Origin of the sequence: Chryseobacterium kimseyorum (assembly GCF_025971945.1) — a bacterium.
Classification (GTDB): Bacteria; Bacteroidota; Bacteroidia; order Flavobacteriales; family Weeksellaceae; genus Chryseobacterium; species Chryseobacterium kimseyorum.
Genome location: NZ_JAPDHW010000003.1, coordinates 98355 through 119124, shown reverse-complemented (window position 1 = coordinate 119124; position 20770 = coordinate 98355). Strand labels below are relative to the sequence as shown.

The window sequence follows — 20770 nt, the reverse complement described above, 5'->3', positions numbered from 1 at the left end:
TATAACTTTTAAAATATTGCTGATGTCATCTGATGATTCTTTATATCCATATAAATAGATCAGATAATTAACTGCCTTTTCTGTTTGTCAAGTAAAATATTGGCGCCATTAATTCCCTGCAGTCCCCCTGTATGAAAACAGAGAATTTTACTTCCCTCAGGAAAATAATTTTCATCGATCATCTCAAAAACCTTCTGCATCATTTTCCCAGTGTAAATCGGCTCCAGAGGAATATTATATTTCGCTTTAAAATCATTAATAAAACGAACGTTGACATCATTTATTTTCCCGTAACCTCCAAAAGCAGCATCAGTTAGATGAAAATTTCTTTTTGAGGTTAATTCTGAAATCCTGTTGAGTAAAGAATTATCGTCAACGACTTTAAAACCTATAACTTTCTGATTTTCTTCACAAAACTCTGAAATCCCAGCAACTGTACCTCCGGTTCCAACTGCGGAGCAAAGATAATCAAAATCTTTTGTATCGTTATTCAGCATCATTTTGATCCCCTGAATGGCATTTTCATTTGTTCCGCCTTCCGGAATGATCAAAGAATCAGGAAATTCCTGTTGCAGAAACTGGGTCAGCTTTTCTTTGTGACGATATTCTTCACGCGTGACGAACTTCAGATTCATCCCGTTATTTTTAGCGAAAACCAATGTTGCATTTTCACTCCACTTCTTTTCAAGTTCTTCACCTCTGATAATTCCCAAAGTCTGAATATCAGATAATTTCCCAAGTGCAGAAACTGCGGAAATATGATTAGAGTAAGCCCCGCCAAATGTAATAATTAAAGGTTTTTCTGGTCTGCTTTTAAGATAATTATTGATATTAAAAAAAAGTTTCCAGTATTTATTCCCGGAGATTTCGGGATGAATAAGATCTTCTCTTTTGATAAAAAGTTTTACATTTCTTTTTATTGGAATTTCTACAATCGGAATATGAATTTCTGGAATTTTCATTAGTGCAAATTTCCTGAATTTATTTTTAAACCCATTCAGCTGGAAACAAATAATAAGAATTTTAAGAATAAATTATTTTAAATACTTCCAAAAACCCCACATCTTTCTTTTTTTCAGGTATTCTAAATCAAGTTCATGGGCAAAAGCTTCTCTTTCAAAGGAGATTGCGAGATAGGCTTGATGACCATTTTTTAATTTTATTAAATGATAATAATATTCTATTACATATGCGAGGTAAAAAAAGATAATCAACAACTCCAACTGTTGCTTCAGATGAATTTTTTCGTGGTTAATGAGCACGCTATTATTCTTATCTTCAGGATTTTTGATGAAAATAAAAGGATAAAGCGTAATGCCGTTTATTTTTGTATTTTTGAGGAGATTTTGGCACACAATTATCATAATAACAAATATAAAAGTTTTGATTTAACTTATGGCGCATTTTGACATCAAAGAGCATGAAGACTTTTACTACAACGAGCAAGGCTACAAGGTTTTTACAGAAAAATTCCATCTCAAACGTGGATACTGCTGCAAAAGCGGATGCAGACACTGCCCGTACGGATATGATAAAAAGACAGATACATTTATAAAAATCACTAAAAAAAATAAATAAAATGAAGAAATATATTTTTATTTTGCTGGCAGCAACTTTAGGTTTATCTTCCTGCAGTCCCTTTAAAGTTAGGTCAGATTATGCAGAAACGGCGAACTTCACTTCTTATAAAACATATAAAATAAGAATAGATGATTTGAAACTGAATGACATTGATAAAGACAGAGTATTAAACGAATTATCAAGACAGTTGCAGTCAAAAGGCTTACAGTCTGGCGAAAACCCAGATTTGATCGTGAATGTGAAAGCTAACCATAAGAAAGTAACAGATATCACTACCTCTAATCCTGGCGGAATGTGGGGATGGGGCGGCGGTTTTGGCTGGGGAATCGGCATGAACAGAACGTGGTCTAGCAACTATAACGAAGGAGCAATCATTGTCGATCTAATTGATTCTAAAACAAACAAGTTAGTTTGGCAGGGTATCGGAAGCGGAATTTCTGTGGACAGACCACAAGCTAAACAAAAACAGATCCCTCAGATTGTAGCCGAAATTATGGCAAACTATCCTCCGGGAATGAAAAAATAAAAATCTCTCCAGATTTAAAATAAAAAAGATCAATACAGCTGTATTGATCTTTTTTTATCGATTTGCTAATGATTATTTACTCCTTAATAACTTTTAATGCCTGCACTTTCCCGTCTTTAGCTTCAATTGTCATCATGTAGACGCCGGATTTCAAATCGTTTAAATTTACTTCCGACGTAGGTTTTACAAGAGTTTTCAGAATTCGCCCTGAAACATCGCTTACATTTAATCGTTCTGCATTTTTTATACCTGAAATATGAATGACATCTTTAAAAGGATTTGGATAAATCTTGAATTCTTTTCTTTTGTTACTTTCATCTGTTCCCAGTATTGACTTTGATTCCCAGACAGCATCATCCCAGTAATGCCCTGCCCAGGTTGTTCCCGGGTTTCTTATGGCCAATCTTGCGTTTGCAGGAATGGTTGTAGGAACATCTAAAGTTCTTTCTGCTGTGCTGTCATACGTACTGTTAGTAATTGTTATTGGTTGCAACACGACAAAAGTAGCCATATCACTGATGTCGGTCATATATCCGAATTCTAAAAGTCCCGGCCCGGAATTGGCTCTCGCCTTGAATCTGAAATGATGCGTTCCTGCATTAACATTGTTGAGCGGCGGCAGAATAACAATTGAAACTTTTTGATAACCGTTTTGATACACGTTACTTACTCCAGATGCAGGAGTTGTAGAGGAGATAATCTGATTACCGCCTAGAGTAACAATACTGTTCCAACATGTTGGAACAACGCCCATATTACAACACGACAACGTGTCGAAATTTTCTGAAAACTCACTGACTGGAGTACACTGTCCAGAGATTGAAATACACCCTGCGATTGATAAGCCTAAAAAAAACCTAGTTGATAAATTTTTAATCATTCTAAATAAAAATAATAATCCTCAAAAGTAAAGCTTTCGGACATTATTATTTCATAAATATTTATGACATTTATCAATTAATTATTATTTAATAATCTATCTAATTTGAATTTAAATTAAAAATAAGTAAATAAAATTATTGATTCATTGTTTCAAAATAAATCATTGAGAATGCTTTTTTGTTTTAATAAAAATTCATACAAGATTTTGAAATTTTTGATGATCATGTTATTTTATATTCTTAAAATTGTAATCACCATACATCAATTTATTTTTATGAAAAAACTATTCCTATTCACAGTATTGGCACAACTTGCCCATGCACAGGCGCCGTCAGGATATTATTCGTCGGCAAACGGACTTACTGGTGCACCTCTGAAAACTGCGCTCAGCAATATTATTACCAGCGGACATCAGGACAAAGGCTATGGCGGACTTTGGACCGCCTACCAAACGACAGACATCGATAAAAATTACGAAAACGATGGCAGTATTTTAGATATTTATTCTGAAAGACCCACATCATCTGACCCTTATAATTACACGCCCGGGGGCAACCAGTGTGGCACGTATTCTACTGAGGGAAACTGCTACAACCGTGAGCATATCGTTCCTCAAAGTTTTTTTAATGAAGCTTCACCGATGAAAAATGACATCCATTTCATCAGAGCAACCGACGGAAAGGTAAATGGAATGCGCTCTAACTATCCGTTCGGAAAAGTGGGCAGTACGAGTTTCACTTCACAAAACGGATCGAAACTGGGGAGTTCATCTTCTTCCGGATTCTCAGGAACGGTTTTCGAACCGATTGATGAGTTTAAGGGCGATGTTGCAAGAATGGTTTTCTACTTTGTGACAAGATATCAAAGTCAGCTATCATCATTCTCTTCCGGAAATATGCTTGGAGGTTCTGCTTTTCCAGGACTGCAAACCTGGGAACTTAATGTACTCTTAGCCTGGCATACACAAGATCCGGTTTCTCAGGCTGAAATCAACAGAAATAATGCTTCGTACACTTTCCAGGGAAACAGAAATCCGTTTATTGACAATCCAAATTATGTGAATCAGATTTGGGGCTCACAAACTCCGACTAATGACACCCAGGCTCCGACTGCGGTAACCAATCTTTCAATTCCGGCTAAGACATCCAGCAGTATTTCTTTGACCTGGAATGCGTCAACAGATAATGTTGCTGTAACTTCGTATGATGTTCACATGAATGGAAGTTTAAAATCTAATGTTAGTTCAACATCAACTATTGTAACAGGTTTAAATCCGTCAACAACTTACAGTTTTTATGTAAAAGCTAAAGATGCAGCAGGAAATGTTTCTGCTAACAGCTCCACGGTTTCAGCGACTACAAATGCAGGCACCACCAATCCTAATCCTACAAACTGTGTTAATGAAACCTTTGAAAATATCCCTACTTCAAGCGCATCATCGTACACTACAAAAACGTGGACCAACGGTGGAATTGCCTGGACGGCCACAGATTCAAGAAGCGACCAAACGATTTCAAATAAAGCCATTACGGTAAGGAACAGTTCATTAAAGTCAAGCAGTTTCAGTAACGGAATAACTTCTTTAACAGTGACTACACAATTAAAATTCAGCGGGAGTAACGGAACTTTTAATGTTCTTGTTAACGGTGTTAATGTGGGAATTATTCCTTACAGCACCACTGCAACAACCACTACGATAAGCAATATCAATGTTTCAGGAAATGTGGTGGTAAGTCTGGTGAATAACTCATCCAGCAACAGAGTGGCAATCGACAATCTAAACTGGACCTGTTCTGCGGGAACTGCAAAGCAGAGTATTGTGTCAACAGATTACAGTGAAACTAAAGAGCTGCAGGTCTACCCTAACCCTATTACCAATCAGGAAATTTTCGTAAAAGGAGAAACTGAAAATATCAACAAAGCTGTAATCTACAATCTTCAGGGTAAAGAAATGCAGACGATTGACCAACCTTTCAGAAGCGGAAAATCTATTAAACTCAGAAACCTTCAACAGGGAATTTATGTTTTAAAACTCGATGAAACGAGCCTTAAGTTTTTAATTAAATAAAATTAAAATATTATTAGATAGCGGCTTCTCAAATTTTGGGAAGTCGTTTTTTTTATTTAAATGAACACGATCTCCACAATTTCTATTAAAATCTACATCACTGTAAATAATTGCAACAATAACCTAAAAAACAAAAAACCGCATTGCTGCGGTTTTTTTTAGATATCGTTGACAAAGAAATTATCTTCCTATATTCTTAAATTGCTCATACTGCTGCATGTAACCATCTACACCTACTGTCGCAAGAATGAAGATAGTATAAAGAAGCTGAATTACTCCCAGAGCAAGCCCAATGATACATAAAATTCTTCCTGTATTCAAATTATTAAAATCTGAATATTCGGTTGGTTTTGCATCGTACAGCAATTTATCACTTTTGTACTTGTTTAATCCGATAAGTCCGCAAATAATACCAACCAAACCTGTACAACAACAGGTTCCTACAATTGATACGATTCCCAAGATAAGCACCGTCTGTGCATTTGGCAGTTTTTGATTCATAATTTGATTTTTTTAATGTTTAATATTTTGATTTAAAAATAATGTTTATAAAAATAAGAAAATACCATGATTAGTGAGTTAATAATTGCTAAAAATATTAAAATCTGACCATAATTTCTTTTTCGATCAATAAAATTGACAGCTACAAAACCAAAAAACAGAAGTAAAGTATATACTGCGGGAAACATATGAAATGCCTCGGTAAACTTCCCTTCGAAAACCAGCACAATTGCTCTCTGTGTTCCACAACCAAAGCATTCTATTCCGAATAGTTTCTTCGTTGGGCACGGCAGCATAAAATCTTCAATCTTCATAATTTAATCTTGTGAGTCTGATGATGCTAAAATTAAGAAGAAATTTTCGCTCTGAGATACTGATGTGGAAAAAAACTTTCTTCATTCATTTCAAAAGATCCCTGAACCGCTATGTACGGATTTCTTAGAATCTCTCTCGCCACAAAAATTAAGTCTGCTTCTTCTTTATTTAAAATATCTTCAGCCTGTTGGGTAGAGGTAATCAAACCTACCGCTCCGGTCTTCACTTCTGCTTCATTTCTTACCTGAGAAGAAAAAGGAACCTGATATCCATCAAATACAGAAATTTTTGCTCCGTGAATATTTCCGCCGCTTGAAACATCGGTTAAGTCAACAGAGTGCTCTTTTAGAATTTTAGCCAGTTCTACACTGTCACTGATGTCCCAGCCATTTTCAGCATATTCGGTCCCGGAAATTCTTACAAAAAGAGCAACGTTGTCATTCAACTCTTCATTCACTGCGTCAATGATCTCCAACAGAAATCTACTTCTGTTTTCGAAACTTCCTCCATATTCGTCAGTTCTAACGTTTGAGAGCGGTGACAGAAACTGATGCACCAAATATCCGTGGGCAGCATGAATTTCAATAACATCAAAACCTGCATTTACCGCTCTTTTCGCTGCATCCTTAAAGTTTTGAACTAAATCTTTAATTTCTTCTGCAGATAACTCATGCGGAATTCTTTCGGTCGGATGATAAGGTATTGGGCTTGGAGCGATGGTTTCCCAGCCTTCTTCTACAGAAATTTGTTTATTCTCCCATGTCGAACCTTTTCTTCCGGCGTGCGCCAGCTGAATTCCAATTTTCGAATCTGAGTTTTTATGTACAAATTCTACGATTTTCTGAAGTTTTTCCGCCTGCATGTCATTCCAGATTCCCATACAGTGATTGGTAATTCTGCCACGAGGTTCTACGCCTGTAGCTTCCACTACAATTAGACCCGTTCCGCCCTGAGCACGACTTCCATAATGTACATAATGAAAATCATTGGCTAAGCCGTCTTCGCAAGAGTACATACACATTGGCGACATTACCCAACGGTTTTTAAGTTCTACATTTCTAAATTTTATCGGAGTATATAACATTGAATCAAATTTTTTAAAGGTTAAAATTACAAATTTAGTAACGTAACAAAGATATTGCCAGCTTCCTTAAAAAGAAGTACTTTTATCGCCCTTTTTACGGCTACAAAATGAAAAAAGATATACAGATCGGTTACGAACATTTCACAAGCATCGGCGAACTGAATGAAACAGAAAAACTGCTTTTTGAAAAAGCAAAACAGGCTCGTGAAAATGGGTATGCACCCTACTCCAATTTTTTGGTAGGTTGCTCAGTTCTGTTGGAGAACGGAGAAATCTATACCGGTAACAATCAGGAAAACGCAGCGTACCCTTCAGGCCTGTGTGCCGAAAGAACTGCTCTCTTCTGGATTGGCGCCAATTTTCCGAATGAGATCATCAGCAAAATATTTATCATTGGCGGACCGAGAGAATTTTCAGAAAACACACCGCCTATTCCTCCGTGCGGCTCCTGTAGACAGAGTCTGATGGAGTATGAAACAAAACAGAATAAAAATATTGATGTTTATTTTTCAAATTTAAATGAGGAAGTCTTCAAAGTAAATTCGATTAAAGATCTGCTGCCGTTTTATTTCGATTCGACGTTTCTGTAATTTTATATTTGTTTTCTGCTTAATTTTCAAATTGTTAATTTAAATTCATATTTCTTTTTAAAATCTTATATTTGCAAAAATTTTGGTTTCCAAGGTATTGGAATTAATAGGGAATTGGGCGAAAATCCCAAGCTGTCCCCGCAACTGTAAATCGTATCAACATTTTCTACAAAAAAGCCACTGCCAACGCGGGAAGGTGTAGAAAAACGAAAGTCAGGAGACCTGCCAAGTTTTAACATAAATAAAATTATTGCTTTCGGAGGAAAAGCAAAATGATATGAGTATAAAAAGTTCTTTAGTCTTTGCCTGTGCCGTTTTCAATTTATCTCTGTACTTTGGTCAGGAGAAAATAATTGATACGGTCTATATTTTTGATAATCAAATGAATAAGGTAAAACTTTTTCATAAGATTTCTACATTGACTCCTGCTGATATTCAAAAAAACTCATCCAATCTTTCTGAAGTTTTACGTTTTCAGTCTCCGGTTTACATTAAAGAGAATGGTCGTGGTGCCGTTTCATCCCCATCATTTCGAGGAACGACGGCTCAGCAAACTGCTTTTGTCTGGAATGGAATCAACATCAATTCTCAGTTTTTAGGTCAGGGCGATGTCAATAATATTGCGCTTTTCGGTTACGATCAGATGGAAGTAAAATCGGGCGGCGGAAGCGTTATTTACGGAAGCAGTGCGATCGGAGGAAGTATTCATTTAAATAATGACTTAAGCTTTAATCAGGGTTTTAATGGCTTACTGAATTCTGAAGTTGCATCATTTGGAACCTTTAATAATTTTCTGAAAGCATCGTTCAGCAATGAGAAATTCAGTTTTAAAGTATCCGGGAATTATGTGATTAGTGAAAATGATTATGAAGTTCCTGAAGCCCAAAATTATATCAACAGAAACGGGAAATTCTACAACACCACTTATAATGTAGGAGTTTCTTACAAGATAGCTGACAGACAGACATTGTCTTGGCAAAGTCAGATTTATGATGCTTCACAAAACTATCCTATTTTTTCAGAAAATGGGAATAAAAGTAAATACGAGACACAGACCTTCAGAAGTTTGTTATCGTGGGATATTAATAGAAACAGATTTTCGAATACCCTAAAAACGGCTTATACAGAAGACAATTTTCAATATTTTGGAATCTATAAAGCTCCAAGCACAAGCGGCGGAATTAATAAAAATTATATTGTAAGAAATGACTTCAATTATTTCATCAGTCCAAAGTGGAATGTAAATGTAATCGGAGAATTTCAGCAAAATCAAGGTGAAGGACTGGGAGATTCGGGAATTCAAAAAGTAAGTAGAAATGTAGGTTCTGTTGCAGGACTACTGAGGTATTTTACCACACCAAATCTTCGTTTTGAAGCGGGAGTAAAGAAAGATTTTGTCGAAGATTTAAATTCGCCTCTGTTATATTCTTTTTCAGGAAAATGGAAAGCTTCAAATTGGTATAGTGTGAACTTAAATTTTTCAAAAAACTTCAGATTCCCTTCATTCAACGACCTGTACTGGACTCCGGGAGGAAATTTAAACCTACGACCAGAAACTTCCAATCAGGCAGATATGAACCATGAATTCAAAGTGCAGGATTTTAAATTAAGCATTACGCCTTATTATATGCGTATCACCGATATGATTCGCTGGCTGGACACCGGATTAGGCTATTGGGCTCCAACTAACACGAATAAAGTTGAGTCTTATGGTTTAGAATCGCAGTTGAGCTACGAGAAAAAGTTTAATACACATTTCATCAGGCTGAGTGCAGGATATATTTTAACAAAATCCATCAACTTAGAAAGCCAGAAACAGTTGACCTACGTTCCGTTACACAAAGTATTTATGAATGGAGATTATCAATTCAAATTCCTGAAAGTTTATGCTCAGGGAATGTTTAACGGATTGACATATACTACTACTGATGAGAGCAGACCAAAAGCATTACAACCCTACTTTGTGATGAATGCAGGGGCTTCTGCAACGATCTTTAAAAAGTACACTTTAGGATTTAAAGTCAACAATATTACAGATACTATTTATGAAACGGTAGCTTATTACCCTCTGCCGAAAAGAAATTACAGTATTACAGGAACAATAAATTTTTAAAATTAACTATATTATGAAAATGACTAGATTTTTACAACTTGTCTTAGGATTGGTCTTACTATTTAACATCTCGTGTTCGTCTGATTACGAAGAAATAGTTGCAAGCCCAACTTATGAAAACGGCTACTTTATAACGAATGAAGGGAACTTTGGAGTACCTAATGCTGATGTAAGTTTTATAACTAAAGATCTGAACTTTGTACAAAACGACATCTACAAGGCTAATAATGCAAATGAAAACTTAGGTGATGTACTTCAGACTATCGCTTACAACGGAGATCAGGCTTATCTTTTATTGAACAACTCAAACAAAATTCAGGTAGTAAACCGTTATACATTCAAAAAAACAGGAGAAATCACCAGCCAACTGAACAATCCTCGTTATATGGCAGTTGCTAACAATATGCTTTATGTATCTAATGATCAGTATAATGGGCCTAAGTCTGTAAATGTATACAAAACTTCAGATTTATCTTTCGTGAAAAAAATTACTTTTACTAATACAGCAGAAAGAGTTGTGGTAGCGGGAGGAAATGTTTTTGTACAGAATGCAACGTACAGCTTTGGAAATACGCTTACAAAAATCAATACGGTAACCAACGAAATTGAAGGTACACCAATTTCTTTACCAAGCGGAAATATCAACAAGACTATTGCTTACAATAATAACATTTATGTAATTGCGGAAGGATCTGCAGATTCTTATATCTATCAAATCTCTGCAGCGGGAGCGATTGTGAAGACAATTACTCTTAGTGGTATTGCTAACGGAACACACCTTCAAATTGATAACGGAAGATTCTTTTTCAGCTCTTACAATAAGATCTATTCTATGGACATTAATGCAACCGCTTCACCTACAGCTCCTATCATAACAGCTGTTGACGGTGGTCAGTATTTTACCCTTTACGGATTTTCTGTAGTAGACGGAAGAATTTTCACTTCTGACGTGAAATCATTTACTGAGGCAAGTGAAATGAGTGTTTACACCACATCTGGAACTTTCATTACAAAATTCAAAACAGGAATGGGATCTACAAGTGTTTATTCTAATTAATTAAATTTTTCATAAAAAAAACATCGGGGCGGTTTCTTGGAAACCGTCCCGATGTTTTTTTTATATTGATAAGATTAAATTGTTAATCCAAGCTTTTCAGCTTCTGCAATCACAAAATTTCTGGCTTCTTCACTGTCATTTCCTATTTCGCCTTCCAGAATGGCTTCCTTTACTTTTTCCTTTAAAATCCCGATTTCACGTCCAGGTTTCAGATTAAACATCTCCATAATTTCTTCTCCTGAAATTGGTGGCTGGAAATTTCTTACCTGATCTTTTTCCTCAACCTCTTTTATTTTTACTGCAACATACTGGAAATTTTTCTTAAATCTTTCCTGCTTTCTTGAATTTTTCGTCGTGATATCCGCTTTACAAAGAGTGAACAAATCTTCCATATCTTCTCCTGCATCAAACAATAGTCTTCTCAACGCCGAATCTGAAGCATCATCGGTTACCAATGCAATCGGACGTGAAGACAGTTTAACCATCTTCTGAACATATTTCATATCAGCATTCAATGGCAGTTTCAGTTTTTGAAATAAGGTTTTCACCATTTTTGAACCTAAAAACTCGTGCCCATGGAAAGTCCAGCCCGTTCCTTCAACGAATTTCTTTGTCGGAGCTTTCCCAATGTCGTGAAGAAGTGCTGCCCAACGAAGCCAAAGGTTATCTGTATTTTCAGAAATATTATCAACCACTTCCAATGTGTGGTAAAAATTGTCTTTGTGGGTTTGACCTTCCACTTCTTCCACGCCTTTCAAATCAATCAGTTCAGGAATAATTAATTTCATCAAACCTGTTTCTTCCATTAATTTCAAACCAACAGAAGGCTTTTTGGAAAGCATGATTTTATTAAATTCAACCATGATTCTTTCCATAGAAACAATTTTGATTCTTTCCGCTTCCTGTCTTATGGCTTCTAAAGAATTTTCTTCAATGGTAAAATTTAAAGTTGATGCAAAACGTACCGCCCTCATCATTCTTAACGGATCATCAGAATACGTTTGAGCAGGTTCTAAGGGTGTTCTCAGGATTTCTTTCTGAAGATCACCGATTCCGTCAAAAGGATCGATCAGTTCCCCGAAATTGTCTTTATTTAGAGAAATCGCCATCGCATTGATGGTAAAATCTCTTCTTTTCTGATCGTCTTCAATGGTTCCGCCTTCCACTTCCGGTTTTCGGCTTTCTTCGGTGTAGCTTTCTTTTCTGGCACCTACAAATTCCAGTTCGAGATCTTTGTATCTGATCATCGCCGTTCCATATGTTTTAAACACCGAGACTTTCATTTTGGGATCGATTTCCTTTCCAACATTTTGAGCCAATTCAATTCCACTCTGCTCGGTCACAAAATCAATATCCGTTGACGCTTTTCTTTTCATTAAAAGATCACGCACGAAACCACCAACGATGTACACCGATTGGTTATTGGCTGCAGCGACTTCAGAAATAATTTTGAAAAGTTTGAGGTTTTGATTTTGATTGAGGTTGATGAACATTGTTTTGATGCTGGATGAATTAATTTGCAAAGATAAATATTTACATTAAATGTATTTTTTTTAACCACAAAAGTCACAAAAGATTTTTTTGACACATCAGAGCACATAAGTTTAAGTTTAATACTTTGAAAATATTAGAGCACATAAGTTTGAAGGCTTAGACAGGCTCAGCCTGACACCGTTGATCGATAGATGTTCACAGCTTTAATCCTGAGTTTGTCTAAGGATTACGTAAGAATAAGTTTTAAGCGTAATACTTTAAAAATATTTGGAGCACATAAGTTTGAAGGCTTCGACGGGCTCAGCATGACACCGTTGATCAATAATTGTTTTTCATTAATGTCATTCTGAGTCTGTCTTAGGATTGTATAAGAATAAGTTTTAAGTGTAATACTTTAAAAATATTTAGAACACATGAGTTGAAGGCTTCGACAGGCTCAGCCTGACACTGCTGAGCCTGTCGAAGGGTTTTGTAGGAATTTAAAAAGTTTTTAAACACGTAAAATTTAAAAGAATCTGTGAAAATCCGTGCGATCTGTGGGACACAAAATCATTCTCTCAAGACTTTTATACGATTATCACTCCAGATTTTTATCACTGATGATCCTGAATATTCTGAAACTTTTTCTCTGTTTTCTTCCACTGCATAATCCACCAAATCAATAATTTCACGAGAGATATCAGAAAATTTCAACGGACTTTTTTCGCCACTGAAATTGGCTGAAGTAGATACCAAAGGCCTATTCAGTTTTGTGATCAGCTTTTTACAGTACAGATCTTTAACAAGACGAATTCCGATGCTTCCGTCTTCGGCTAATAACTCTTTCGGCAAACCTTTCGGGTTTTGATAAACCAACGTCACTGGTTTTTCACTTAAATCCATAATTTCCCACGCCATTTCCGGAACGTCAACCAAATCCTGCAATCTCTTCTCGGTTTCCACCAGAATAATCATGGATTTGTTTTTTTCGCGCTTCTTGATGTCGAAAATTTTATTGATCGCATCTATGTTTGTGGCATCACAACCGATTCCCCAGATGGTGTCTGTTGGGTAAAGGATGGTGCCACCGGATTTTAATATATTGATGATGTTTTCCATAATTCAATAGGGGCGGGCTTTAGCCCGCCTTCAAAATTAAGCATTCATTTGGCTTTAGCCAAAACTTACATTTTAAAGTTATACTTTTCAATAAATTCGTGAAACTCCTCGGCGAAATTTTTATGCTGATGATGTTTTTCCTGATTTTTAATATAATTTCTTACTAACTCTACTTTCGATTCTGAAACTGAAACCGCAAAATATTCATCCTGCCAGGAAAATCGTTCTCTCGTTAATTGATTTTTATTAATCCAATGAGAACTTTCACCTTTAATCAACTGAACAATTTTCTCTATATTCTGATCTGATCCTAAAGAAATAAGACAATGACAATGATCCGAGTAACCATTGACCATGTCAATAAAAATTCCCTTTGTAGAAGCATTTTCTTTGATATGTTTCCATATTTTGACTCTTAAATCTAATGTATTTAAAAATGGGATTCGTTCTGACGTAGAAAATACAAGATGAATATAAATTTTGATAAAAGGCATTTGTGTTGTTTTTATCAAAATTATAAAAATTTTAGGTTTTGGCTAAAGCCAATGAAATATTTACATATAAAACGGGCTAAAGCCCGTTCCTATTGATCCAATATTGAAAATACATTTTGACAAAACGCACTTATAAAATTTGAGATGATTCCGAAAAAAAAGGCTTAAGCCCATCGGTATTGATAGAATTGCTTAAAACAAATTCAAATCCTTCTATTCCTGAATATCAGAAAATATCTGCCCTTTACAATTCCGGCAAATACCTCTCCTCCACAACATTCAAATGATGAATATTATGTCCAACAATTAATTTACAAATCGTTTGTACAGAAATTTGGTTTCCATTGGCTGTTCCGACATTATTTAAAACTGAGGGGCTTAATGTTTCTACTAAAATCAGAGTAGAGTTTCTCACCAGTTGATATTCTTCCAACAAGGATTCTAAACTTCTCTCATTCGCAAAAGAATGGGCTGCGTAACTCTCTTCATCAAAGCCAGGCAATTCAGATTTGTCACCTCTAGCAAATGCCAGAATCCGATACTGAAAAACTCTTTCTGTGTCTGACAGATGCAGAAGCACTTCCTTTAAAGTCCATTTTCCTGTTGCATAGGCAAACTTTGACTGTTCTTCGGTCAAATAAGAATACAGGGAAACGGTTTTTTCACCAACCAGTTTCAATTCTTCGAGCCAATTCTCAGATGGAATTAAATCTAAATATCTCTGAATGTATTTTTCGAAATCTGTCATCTTAATATGGGTAATGAGTAATTGGTAATGAGTAAATTCACAATTGACGATTGACGATTGACAATTCACTAAACTTTATTTGTCCACTCGTAAAAATTCACCTCATCGTAGATTTCAAATCCGCAAGATGCGTAGAGTTTGTTTCCGATGTCGTTTGATTTTCCGGTTTCGAGGAGAATACCTGCAGAGTTTGTTGATTTTGCCAATTCTTTGGCTTCGTCGATCAGTTCTTTTGAAAAACCTTTCCCACGAGAATTTTCGTTAACGAACAGATCATTTAACAGCCAATACCGTTTCATTCTTGTTGAAGAAAACAATGGATACAGTTGTACAAAGCCAACTAACTGACCTCCACTTTCAGCAACAAAAATTTCAGAGTCTTTGTTCTTGATTCGTTCCTTTAAAAAATTTTCAGCAGCAGAAATATCTGAAGCTTTATGATAAAAAATTCTGTACTGATCAAACAGTTCGGCCAATTGAGGTAGATCCTGAAGGGTAGCCTTTCTTGTGTTTTTCATTTTAAAATTTAATTAAAAATAACTGATTGCCTAGATTATCATATCTACAAATCATTTGTCTTAGATATTTTACCACAAAGAGCACAAAGGTTTTTCACAAGGCTCACAAGGCTCACAAGGTAATTGTGATCTTTTTAAAATTCATATTTTCCTTGTAGTGAAAAGACAGTATAAAAATAGATACACAAACATCCGCTGTGAGACGGATGTTGATAATGTATTATTTTAAGAAAATGCTTTCTCCAAATCTGCAATCAAATCTACTGCATCTTCGATCCCAACGCTGAGACGAACCAGGTCGTCGGTAATTCCCAACTCTGCACGTTTTTCTGCAGGAATGGAAGCGTGAGTCATCAATGCCGGATGATTGGCCAAAGATTCCACTCCACCTAAAGATTCAGCCAGAGTAAAGACTCTAACTTTTTCTAAAAACTTAATCGCATCTTCTTTTTTCCCAGATTTGAAAGTGAAAGAAACCATTCCTCCAAAATCTTTCATTTGAGATTTTGCCAACTCGTATTGAGGGTGAGATTCCAATCCTGGGTAAATTACCTGCGCAACTGCCGGATGAGATTCCAGATATTTCGCTACTGCCATCCCGTTTTCTGAATGTCTCTGAACCCTCAATGCCAGTGTTTTAATTCCTCTTAAAACCAAATAAGAATCGTGAGGTCCCAAAATTCCACCGCTTGCAAACTGAATAAAGTGAAGTTTTTCTCCCAGTTCAGCATCTTTAGCAATCAGAGCTCCAGCAATTACATCTGAGTGACCACCTAAATATTTTGTCGCTGAGTGCATTACGATATCGGCTCCCAAATCGATAGGTCTTTGTAAATATGGCGTTGCGAATGTATTGTCAACGGCAACCAGAATATCTTTTCCTTTTGCAATTTCCACCACTGCTTTGATGTCAACCAGTTTCATCAATGGGTTGGTTGGAGTTTCCACCCAGATTAATTTGGTTTTATCTGTAATTACGTCTGTGATTTTTGAAGCATCATCAAAATTCACGAAAGTAAATTTCAACTGGTACTTTTCAAAAAGTCTGGTGAACATTCTGTAAGTCCCACCGTATAAATCGTCCACAGCAACCACTTCGTCGCCAGGATTTAATAATTTTAAAACACAGTCGATGGCAGCCAAGCCAGAACCGAAAGCCAAACCTCTCGCTCCGTTTTCGATGCTTGCCAAAGAGTCTTCCAAAGCCTGTCTTGTAGGGTTGGCCGCTCTTGAATATTCGTATCCTGAATGCACTCCTGGACTTTTCTGTGCGAAAGTGGATGTTAAAAAAACAGGAACATTCACAGAACCTGTTGCAGATTCGTGGTGTTGTCCTCCGTGTATAACTTTTGTATTGAAATTCATTGTATTATAATTTTGGTTGGAAGGATGATGGAAGCTGGATGTTTCGCCAACTTTCAATGACCTTTTCCAATGTTGTTTTCCATTTATTGTTTTATTTTTCTGTTTTAATCTTTTCCAAATACATCTATTTTAAAAGAACTTCTATGTTTTATGTAATAATCTCTGCGAAGAGATAATCTTTGTCCATATTTCAAATCATATATTACAAATAACAAAAAGAAATGAAATGAAGTTTTTTGCCTTATCCTTTCAGTAATAATTTCTTCTTTAATTTTCTCATTCCTTTCATTGACATATTCAATTTCTAAATATTCGTCGATACCATCGTTGTCCTGAAAAGAATATTTCCATAATAAAATTTTCCATGGGATTGTTCTTGTGTAATGTTTCAAATAATCCTTTTCAAAACTCAGTACGTTATAATTTTCATTTTTTACGGAAAAATATTTGGTTTGAATTTTATTTCTTAAAATAAATTCTTCACAATCTAAGTCATTTATAAATTCATCAATCTCCGCTTTTGAAAAATTTTTATGAATGTCATATTTTTCATTTCCAAAGTATTCCCTGTAAAATACATATCCGATAAGATTTTTCTTATTCTTGAAATATTTGTTTGCAAACATTTTTTCAAGCAGAGGAACCAATGCTAAATAAAAAATTATAACACTTACAAACCAAACAATTTTATTCGATGTGAGCTTAAACACAGCGAAAAAAATTACACTCAAAATAAAAGCAAGAATAAAAGAAAATGTATTGATTCTATTTTTTAATTTCAAATATTTGAAAAAATCTTGCAACAGAAACATCCTACATCTTAATTGCAGATTTCACTGCAAATTCTTCGGCAATCTGTTCAATCCATGCAGCTACATCATCTTCACCAGTGGCTCTTTGATAGGTATTTCCCATCGAAACCAAAATTTGGTGCATAAACATTTTCATTTGGTCTACCGGCATATCCTTAGTCCAAAGATCGATACGTAAAGCTTCTGAGGTTTTTTCGTCCCAAACTGAAATCATTACTGCTTTGGTTTCTTCCTTTTCCACTCCACCATCAGCTGCATTCCAAGTCATCAGTTCTGGGATGTGGTTTTCGTCCAGCTCTACATCTATTGTTATCTGAGTCTTTCTCATTTTTTCTATTTTTTCTAATATTTTTAATTTAGTTTTTAGGTTTCAGTTGTTAGTTGATAGAATCATAATATCAAAAGCGATCAACTAACAACCAATCCCCATCAACCATACTTATTCTTCCAATTTCGGTTTGTAACCTGCCTCGTTAAAAATTTGGGTAGCATCCATTTTCAGAAATTCTACCAATTTTGTTTCAGGTTTCTTTTTAAAATACTCTCTGCAAATCTGCCATCCGGTGAAAATTCCAACCATTGGTGATGAGCTGTTATCAATTTCTGTGTAAAATTTTGAGAACGGACCCGGCGCAATGAATCGCTCGGCCAACCGGTGATCGTCACCAAAAATCAAATTATTCTCTACAAAATAATTGTAAATATTGGCTTCATTTGCTTTCGACCAGTCATACTGTTCTTTCGTATAATCCATTTTCAAATAGTCAGGCGTTTCCGGTAAAAATGCATCCTGCAACAGCATGATTTTTCCATTATAAACCATCAAATCAATAAATTTCTGACTATTTCCCGTGTACGGAACAATATTTTCCGCAAACATTCTTGATACTTTCGGAACGATATTACTTGGGTTCATTGATTTTTGAAAGTACAGTTCTAAACCTTTGTAATTCGCATTTTTATCTCCCATAAATCCTGAAATATCGATAAATAGGAAATTGGTTTTCTCATCGTATATAAGAGGATCCTGAATCATCTGTAGAGCCGATGAAAAAAGAAAAACTTTGGGACTTTTAAACTGCGGAAAATAAAATTTTATGTGCGAAAACAAATCCTGAAGATCTTTTTGCAATTTCTGCTGATCAATTTTGGCAGCCGCTTCTTTGTAAATTTTTATTTCCTGAGCATCCGCTCTTCTTTTGCTAAAATCTTCATCTGAAACCGTTCCCTGAAACCATGGAAACTTTGCCGCAAATTGAGTTAACGGGATATTTTGATCGTAAAATTCGTTTGATATATCGGACACCTCTACCTTTTCGGCAGGATTTTTTATTTCAACTTTCCAATCAGTTTCCTGTTCTTTTTTACAGGAGTTTAAACTTACAACTAATAGGCATGAAAGTGCGGCAATTCTAAAAATCTTCATTATTTTTACATGAAATTAAAGTTTACAAAAATAAGGATATAAATATAAACTTATGCCGAAAAAGGATTTTTTGTGGCTATAAGATGTATACAAAATCTTAAAAATTAAGACTTACCCAACGATGAATATCTATCTTGAAACAAAGAGACTGATCTTAAGAGAAATAATTCCGGAAGACGCCGATGCGTTTTTTGCGATGGACAGCAATCCTGACGTGGTAAAATATGTGGGAATAAAGCCTCTCACCGACATCAGCCAAAGTATCGCAATGATTGAAAGCATCCGGAAACAATATACAGAAAACGGAATAGGGCGCTGGGCGGTCATCAGAAAAAAAGATGGAAAACTGGTCGGCTGGAGCGGTCTTAAACTCATTAAGGAAATCAACAATCACCAGAATATTCACGATCTTGGCTATCGTTTTACCCCTGAATATTGGGGAAAAGGTTATGCCACGGAAACTTCGATCGCAGTTTTGAACTATGGTTTTAATGAAATGAAACTCAATACCATTTTTGCATACGCCGATGTGGAGAACGATGCATCCAATCACGTTCTGAGCAAGCTGGGTTTTGAAGAAAAAGAAACGTTCACCGATGAAGGCGACCAGTGCTTCTGGTATGAACTTACAAAAGAAAATTTTAAATATTAAAAAATATACAATGCAGACACAAAAAGTAATTGATCATATTGTACAGTGGCTAAAAGATTATGCCGAAAAATCAGGAGTAAAAGGTTATGTTTTGGGAGTTTCCGGAGGTGTAGATTCCGGAGTGGTTTCTACTTTGGCGGCAATGACCGGCTTAAAGACTCTGTTGATCGAAATGCCGATCCGTCAGAAAGAAGATCAGGTCAACCGTGCCTGGGAACACATGAATGATTTAAAATCTAAATTCCCCAATGTTGAAGCGATGTCGGTGAATCTTACCCCTGCCTTTGAGGAACTGTACAAAACTTTTGACGTGCATGATGATGAATTTCCAAACGAAAAACTGGCTTTTGCCAACACAAGATCCCGTTTGAGGATGCTGACTTTATATTATTACGGTCAAATCAACGGACTTTTGGTGTGCGGAACAGGAAATAAAGTTGAAGATTTCGGAATCGGTTTTTATACAAAATATGGCGACGGCGGGGTCGATATCTCTCCTATCGCTGACCTTTATAAAACTGAAGTTTATGTATTGGCAAAAGCTTTAAATTTAGTTAAAAACATTCAGGAAGCTATTCCTACAGACGGACTTTGGGATGCTGAAAGAACCGACGAAATGCAGATTGGCGCAACCTATCCTGAACTGGAAAAAATTCAGAAAGAATGGGGAACGAAAACAGAAAACGACTACAGCGGAAGAGATCTGGAAGTTTTTAAAATTTTCAGCAGAATGAACCGAGCTGCACAGCATAAAATCAACCCGATTCCAGTATGTGATATTCCGGAAGAATGGAGACTGTAAAAGTGAATTTTGCTATGCAAGTGAATTGTCAGTTGTGAATTTTTGCAATTAGGACTATTACTTGACCATTGACTAACGAAGTTAGATTAACTATTGACATATAAACAATGAATTCCAAAACACGTTCGGTACTTTTTGCCTGCATGGGACTTCTTTTCGGGATGTCTGCGATGTACATTTATAATACATTTATCGCAGAGAAGAAAGCTCCGGTTCAAACTGAAAATGCCGGACAAAATTTAGGTAATAAAGTTGACAAAACACTTTCAATTGGTCAATTGACGGCTGAAAACACCGTTATTGATTTTGTCAAAAAAAATCATCAGCTTCCAGATTATTATTTAACTAAAAACGAAGCAAAGAAACAGGGTTGGAATCCTTCGCAGGGAAATCTCTGTGACGTTCTGCCGGGAAAAGCCATTGGCGGAGATCACTTTGGAAACCGTGAAGGAAAACTTCCTAAAGGTAAAAAATATTTTGAAGCCGACGTGAATTACCACTGCCGAAACAGAAACGGCGACCGGATTGTTTTCACCAAAAACGGTGAAGTATATTTAACGAAGGATCATTATAAAAGTTTTGAGGAGAAATAAAACAGTATTGCGAGAAGTGTAGCAATAAATTTTAGTGACTTGAAAGCGTTA

Annotated in this window: 24 protein-coding genes and 1 riboswitch; of the genes, 9 read left to right on the top strand and 15 right to left on the bottom strand. The window is 35.8% G+C overall.

The features are described from left to right. Nucleotides 1-59 precede the first annotated feature (59 nt). Together OMO38_RS05530 and OMO38_RS05525 are read right to left on the bottom strand one after the other, a co-directional pair. Complete coding sequence (locus OMO38_RS05530) at nucleotides 60-962, bottom strand: 1-aminocyclopropane-1-carboxylate deaminase/D-cysteine desulfhydrase (protein WP_264749221.1); 903 nt, start codon at nucleotides 960-962, stop codon at nucleotides 60-62. 72 nt (nucleotides 963-1034) lie between these two features. Then, nucleotides 1035-1364, bottom strand: coding sequence for a hypothetical protein (locus tag OMO38_RS05525; protein WP_264749220.1), 330 nt, complete (start codon nucleotides 1362-1364; stop codon nucleotides 1035-1037). A gap of 31 nt (nucleotides 1365-1395) precedes the next feature. On the opposite strand from OMO38_RS05525, the gene OMO38_RS05520 reads away from it, so the two are divergent. Together OMO38_RS05520 and OMO38_RS05515 are read left to right on the top strand one after the other, a co-directional pair. Further along, nucleotides 1396-1578, top strand: a complete 183-nt coding sequence (locus OMO38_RS05520) for a DUF5522 domain-containing protein (protein ID WP_264749219.1) — start codon at nucleotides 1396-1398, stop codon at nucleotides 1576-1578. 1 nt (nucleotide 1579) lies between these two features. Beyond that, nucleotides 1580-2107, top strand: coding sequence for a DUF4136 domain-containing protein (locus OMO38_RS05515; protein ID WP_264749218.1), 528 nt, complete (start codon nucleotides 1580-1582; stop codon nucleotides 2105-2107). 76 nt (nucleotides 2108-2183) lie between these two features. Here the strand turns inward: OMO38_RS05515 and OMO38_RS05510 are convergent, their stop codons facing one another. After that, nucleotides 2184-2876 carry a T9SS type A sorting domain-containing protein gene (locus OMO38_RS05510; RefSeq protein WP_264749217.1) on the bottom strand — a complete coding sequence of 231 codons (693 nt, stop codon included), beginning with the start codon at nucleotides 2874-2876 and terminating at the stop codon, nucleotides 2184-2186. Between the two features lie 387 nt (nucleotides 2877-3263). On the opposite strand from OMO38_RS05510, the gene OMO38_RS05505 reads away from it, so the two are divergent. Then, complete coding sequence (locus tag OMO38_RS05505; RefSeq protein ID WP_264749216.1) at nucleotides 3264-5057, top strand: endonuclease; 1794 nt, start codon at nucleotides 3264-3266, stop codon at nucleotides 5055-5057. 180 nt (nucleotides 5058-5237) lie between these two features. On the opposite strand, the gene OMO38_RS05500 is transcribed toward OMO38_RS05505, so the two are convergent. Genes OMO38_RS05500 through namA form a run of 3 tightly spaced genes read right to left on the bottom strand, consistent with a single transcriptional unit; the run spans nucleotide 5238 to nucleotide 6957 of the window. Continuing rightward, a complete protein-coding gene (locus OMO38_RS05500) occupies nucleotides 5238-5558 on the bottom strand; it encodes a CCC motif membrane protein (protein WP_264749215.1) in 321 nt (106 codons plus the stop codon). A 32-nt stretch (nucleotides 5559-5590) separates the two neighbouring features. Continuing rightward, the gene (locus OMO38_RS05495) at nucleotides 5591-5872 is read right to left on the bottom strand and encodes a DUF2752 domain-containing protein (RefSeq protein WP_264749214.1); all 282 of its coding nucleotides are present in this window, start codon (nucleotides 5870-5872) and stop codon (nucleotides 5591-5593) included. 32 nt (nucleotides 5873-5904) lie between these two features. Continuing rightward, nucleotides 5905-6957, bottom strand: a complete 1053-nt coding sequence (gene namA, locus OMO38_RS05490; RefSeq protein WP_264749213.1) for an NADPH dehydrogenase NamA — start codon at nucleotides 6955-6957, stop codon at nucleotides 5905-5907. Nucleotides 6958-7064: 107 nt separating this feature from the next. Here namA and OMO38_RS05485 point away from each other — a divergent pair, with 107 nt between their 5' ends. The 3 genes from OMO38_RS05485 to OMO38_RS05475 all read left to right on the top strand — a co-directional run bounded on the left by OMO38_RS05485 (nucleotide 7065) and on the right by OMO38_RS05475 (nucleotide 10717). After that, nucleotides 7065-7547: a cytidine deaminase gene (locus OMO38_RS05485; protein WP_264749212.1), complete on the top strand. Its 483-nt coding sequence runs from the start codon at nucleotides 7065-7067 to the stop codon at nucleotides 7545-7547. Nucleotides 7548-7613: 66 nt separating this feature from the next. After that, a riboswitch (cobalamin riboswitch) is annotated at nucleotides 7614-7791 on the top strand. A gap of 33 nt (nucleotides 7792-7824) precedes the next feature. Continuing rightward, complete coding sequence (locus OMO38_RS05480; RefSeq protein ID WP_264749211.1) at nucleotides 7825-9660, top strand: TonB-dependent receptor plug domain-containing protein; 1836 nt, start codon at nucleotides 7825-7827, stop codon at nucleotides 9658-9660. Between the two features lie 19 nt (nucleotides 9661-9679). Next, a complete protein-coding gene (locus OMO38_RS05475) occupies nucleotides 9680-10717 on the top strand; it encodes a DUF5074 domain-containing protein (protein WP_264749210.1) in 1038 nt (345 codons plus the stop codon). A 74-nt stretch (nucleotides 10718-10791) separates the two neighbouring features. Here the strand turns inward: OMO38_RS05475 and OMO38_RS05470 are convergent, their stop codons facing one another. The 9 genes from OMO38_RS05470 to gldB all read right to left on the bottom strand — a co-directional run bounded on the left by OMO38_RS05470 (nucleotide 10792) and on the right by gldB (nucleotide 18672). Further along, nucleotides 10792-12210 (bottom strand): CCA tRNA nucleotidyltransferase, encoded by a 1419-nt coding sequence (locus OMO38_RS05470; RefSeq protein WP_264749424.1) that lies wholly within the window; start codon nucleotides 12208-12210, stop codon nucleotides 10792-10794. 550 nt (nucleotides 12211-12760) lie between these two features. Continuing rightward, nucleotides 12761-13309 (bottom strand): L-threonylcarbamoyladenylate synthase, encoded by a 549-nt coding sequence (locus tag OMO38_RS05465; RefSeq protein ID WP_264749209.1) that lies wholly within the window; start codon nucleotides 13307-13309, stop codon nucleotides 12761-12763. A 65-nt stretch (nucleotides 13310-13374) separates the two neighbouring features. After that, nucleotides 13375-13803: an IS200/IS605 family transposase gene (gene tnpA / locus OMO38_RS05460; protein WP_264749208.1), complete on the bottom strand. Its 429-nt coding sequence runs from the start codon at nucleotides 13801-13803 to the stop codon at nucleotides 13375-13377. 244 nt (nucleotides 13804-14047) lie between these two features. Beyond that, entirely contained in the window at nucleotides 14048-14551 is a 504-nt protein-coding gene (locus tag OMO38_RS05455) for a DinB family protein (RefSeq protein ID WP_264749207.1), read from the bottom strand. Nucleotides 14552-14619: 68 nt separating this feature from the next. Then, complete coding sequence (locus OMO38_RS05450) at nucleotides 14620-15069, bottom strand: GNAT family N-acetyltransferase (protein WP_264749206.1); 450 nt, start codon at nucleotides 15067-15069, stop codon at nucleotides 14620-14622. Between the two features lie 225 nt (nucleotides 15070-15294). After that, entirely contained in the window at nucleotides 15295-16491 is a 1197-nt protein-coding gene (locus tag OMO38_RS05445) for a cystathionine gamma-synthase (protein WP_264749205.1), read from the bottom strand. A gap of 47 nt (nucleotides 16492-16538) precedes the next feature. Beyond that, complete coding sequence (locus tag OMO38_RS05440) at nucleotides 16539-17060, bottom strand: hypothetical protein (protein ID WP_264749204.1); 522 nt, start codon at nucleotides 17058-17060, stop codon at nucleotides 16539-16541. 187 nt (nucleotides 17061-17247) lie between these two features. Further along, entirely contained in the window at nucleotides 17248-17574 is a 327-nt protein-coding gene (gldC, locus tag OMO38_RS05435; RefSeq protein WP_264749203.1) for a gliding motility protein GldC, read from the bottom strand. A gap of 111 nt (nucleotides 17575-17685) precedes the next feature. Next, nucleotides 17686-18672 carry a gliding motility lipoprotein GldB gene (gene gldB / locus OMO38_RS05430; RefSeq protein ID WP_264749202.1) on the bottom strand — a complete coding sequence of 329 codons (987 nt, stop codon included), beginning with the start codon at nucleotides 18670-18672 and terminating at the stop codon, nucleotides 17686-17688. A gap of 121 nt (nucleotides 18673-18793) precedes the next feature. On the opposite strand from gldB, the gene OMO38_RS05425 reads away from it, so the two are divergent. The 3 genes from OMO38_RS05425 (at nucleotide 18794) to OMO38_RS05415 (ending at nucleotide 20719) form a co-directional block, all read left to right on the top strand. Then, nucleotides 18794-19324: a GNAT family N-acetyltransferase gene (locus OMO38_RS05425; RefSeq protein WP_264749201.1), complete on the top strand. Its 531-nt coding sequence runs from the start codon at nucleotides 18794-18796 to the stop codon at nucleotides 19322-19324. Between the two features lie 10 nt (nucleotides 19325-19334). Then, nucleotides 19335-20126 (top strand): NAD(+) synthase, encoded by a 792-nt coding sequence (gene nadE / locus OMO38_RS05420; RefSeq protein ID WP_264749200.1) that lies wholly within the window; start codon nucleotides 19335-19337, stop codon nucleotides 20124-20126. Nucleotides 20127-20233: 107 nt separating this feature from the next. After that, on the top strand, nucleotides 20234-20719 hold the full coding sequence (locus OMO38_RS05415) for a ribonuclease domain-containing protein (RefSeq protein ID WP_264749199.1): 486 nt from the start codon (nucleotides 20234-20236) through the stop codon (nucleotides 20717-20719). Nucleotides 20720-20770 lie beyond the last annotated feature (51 nt).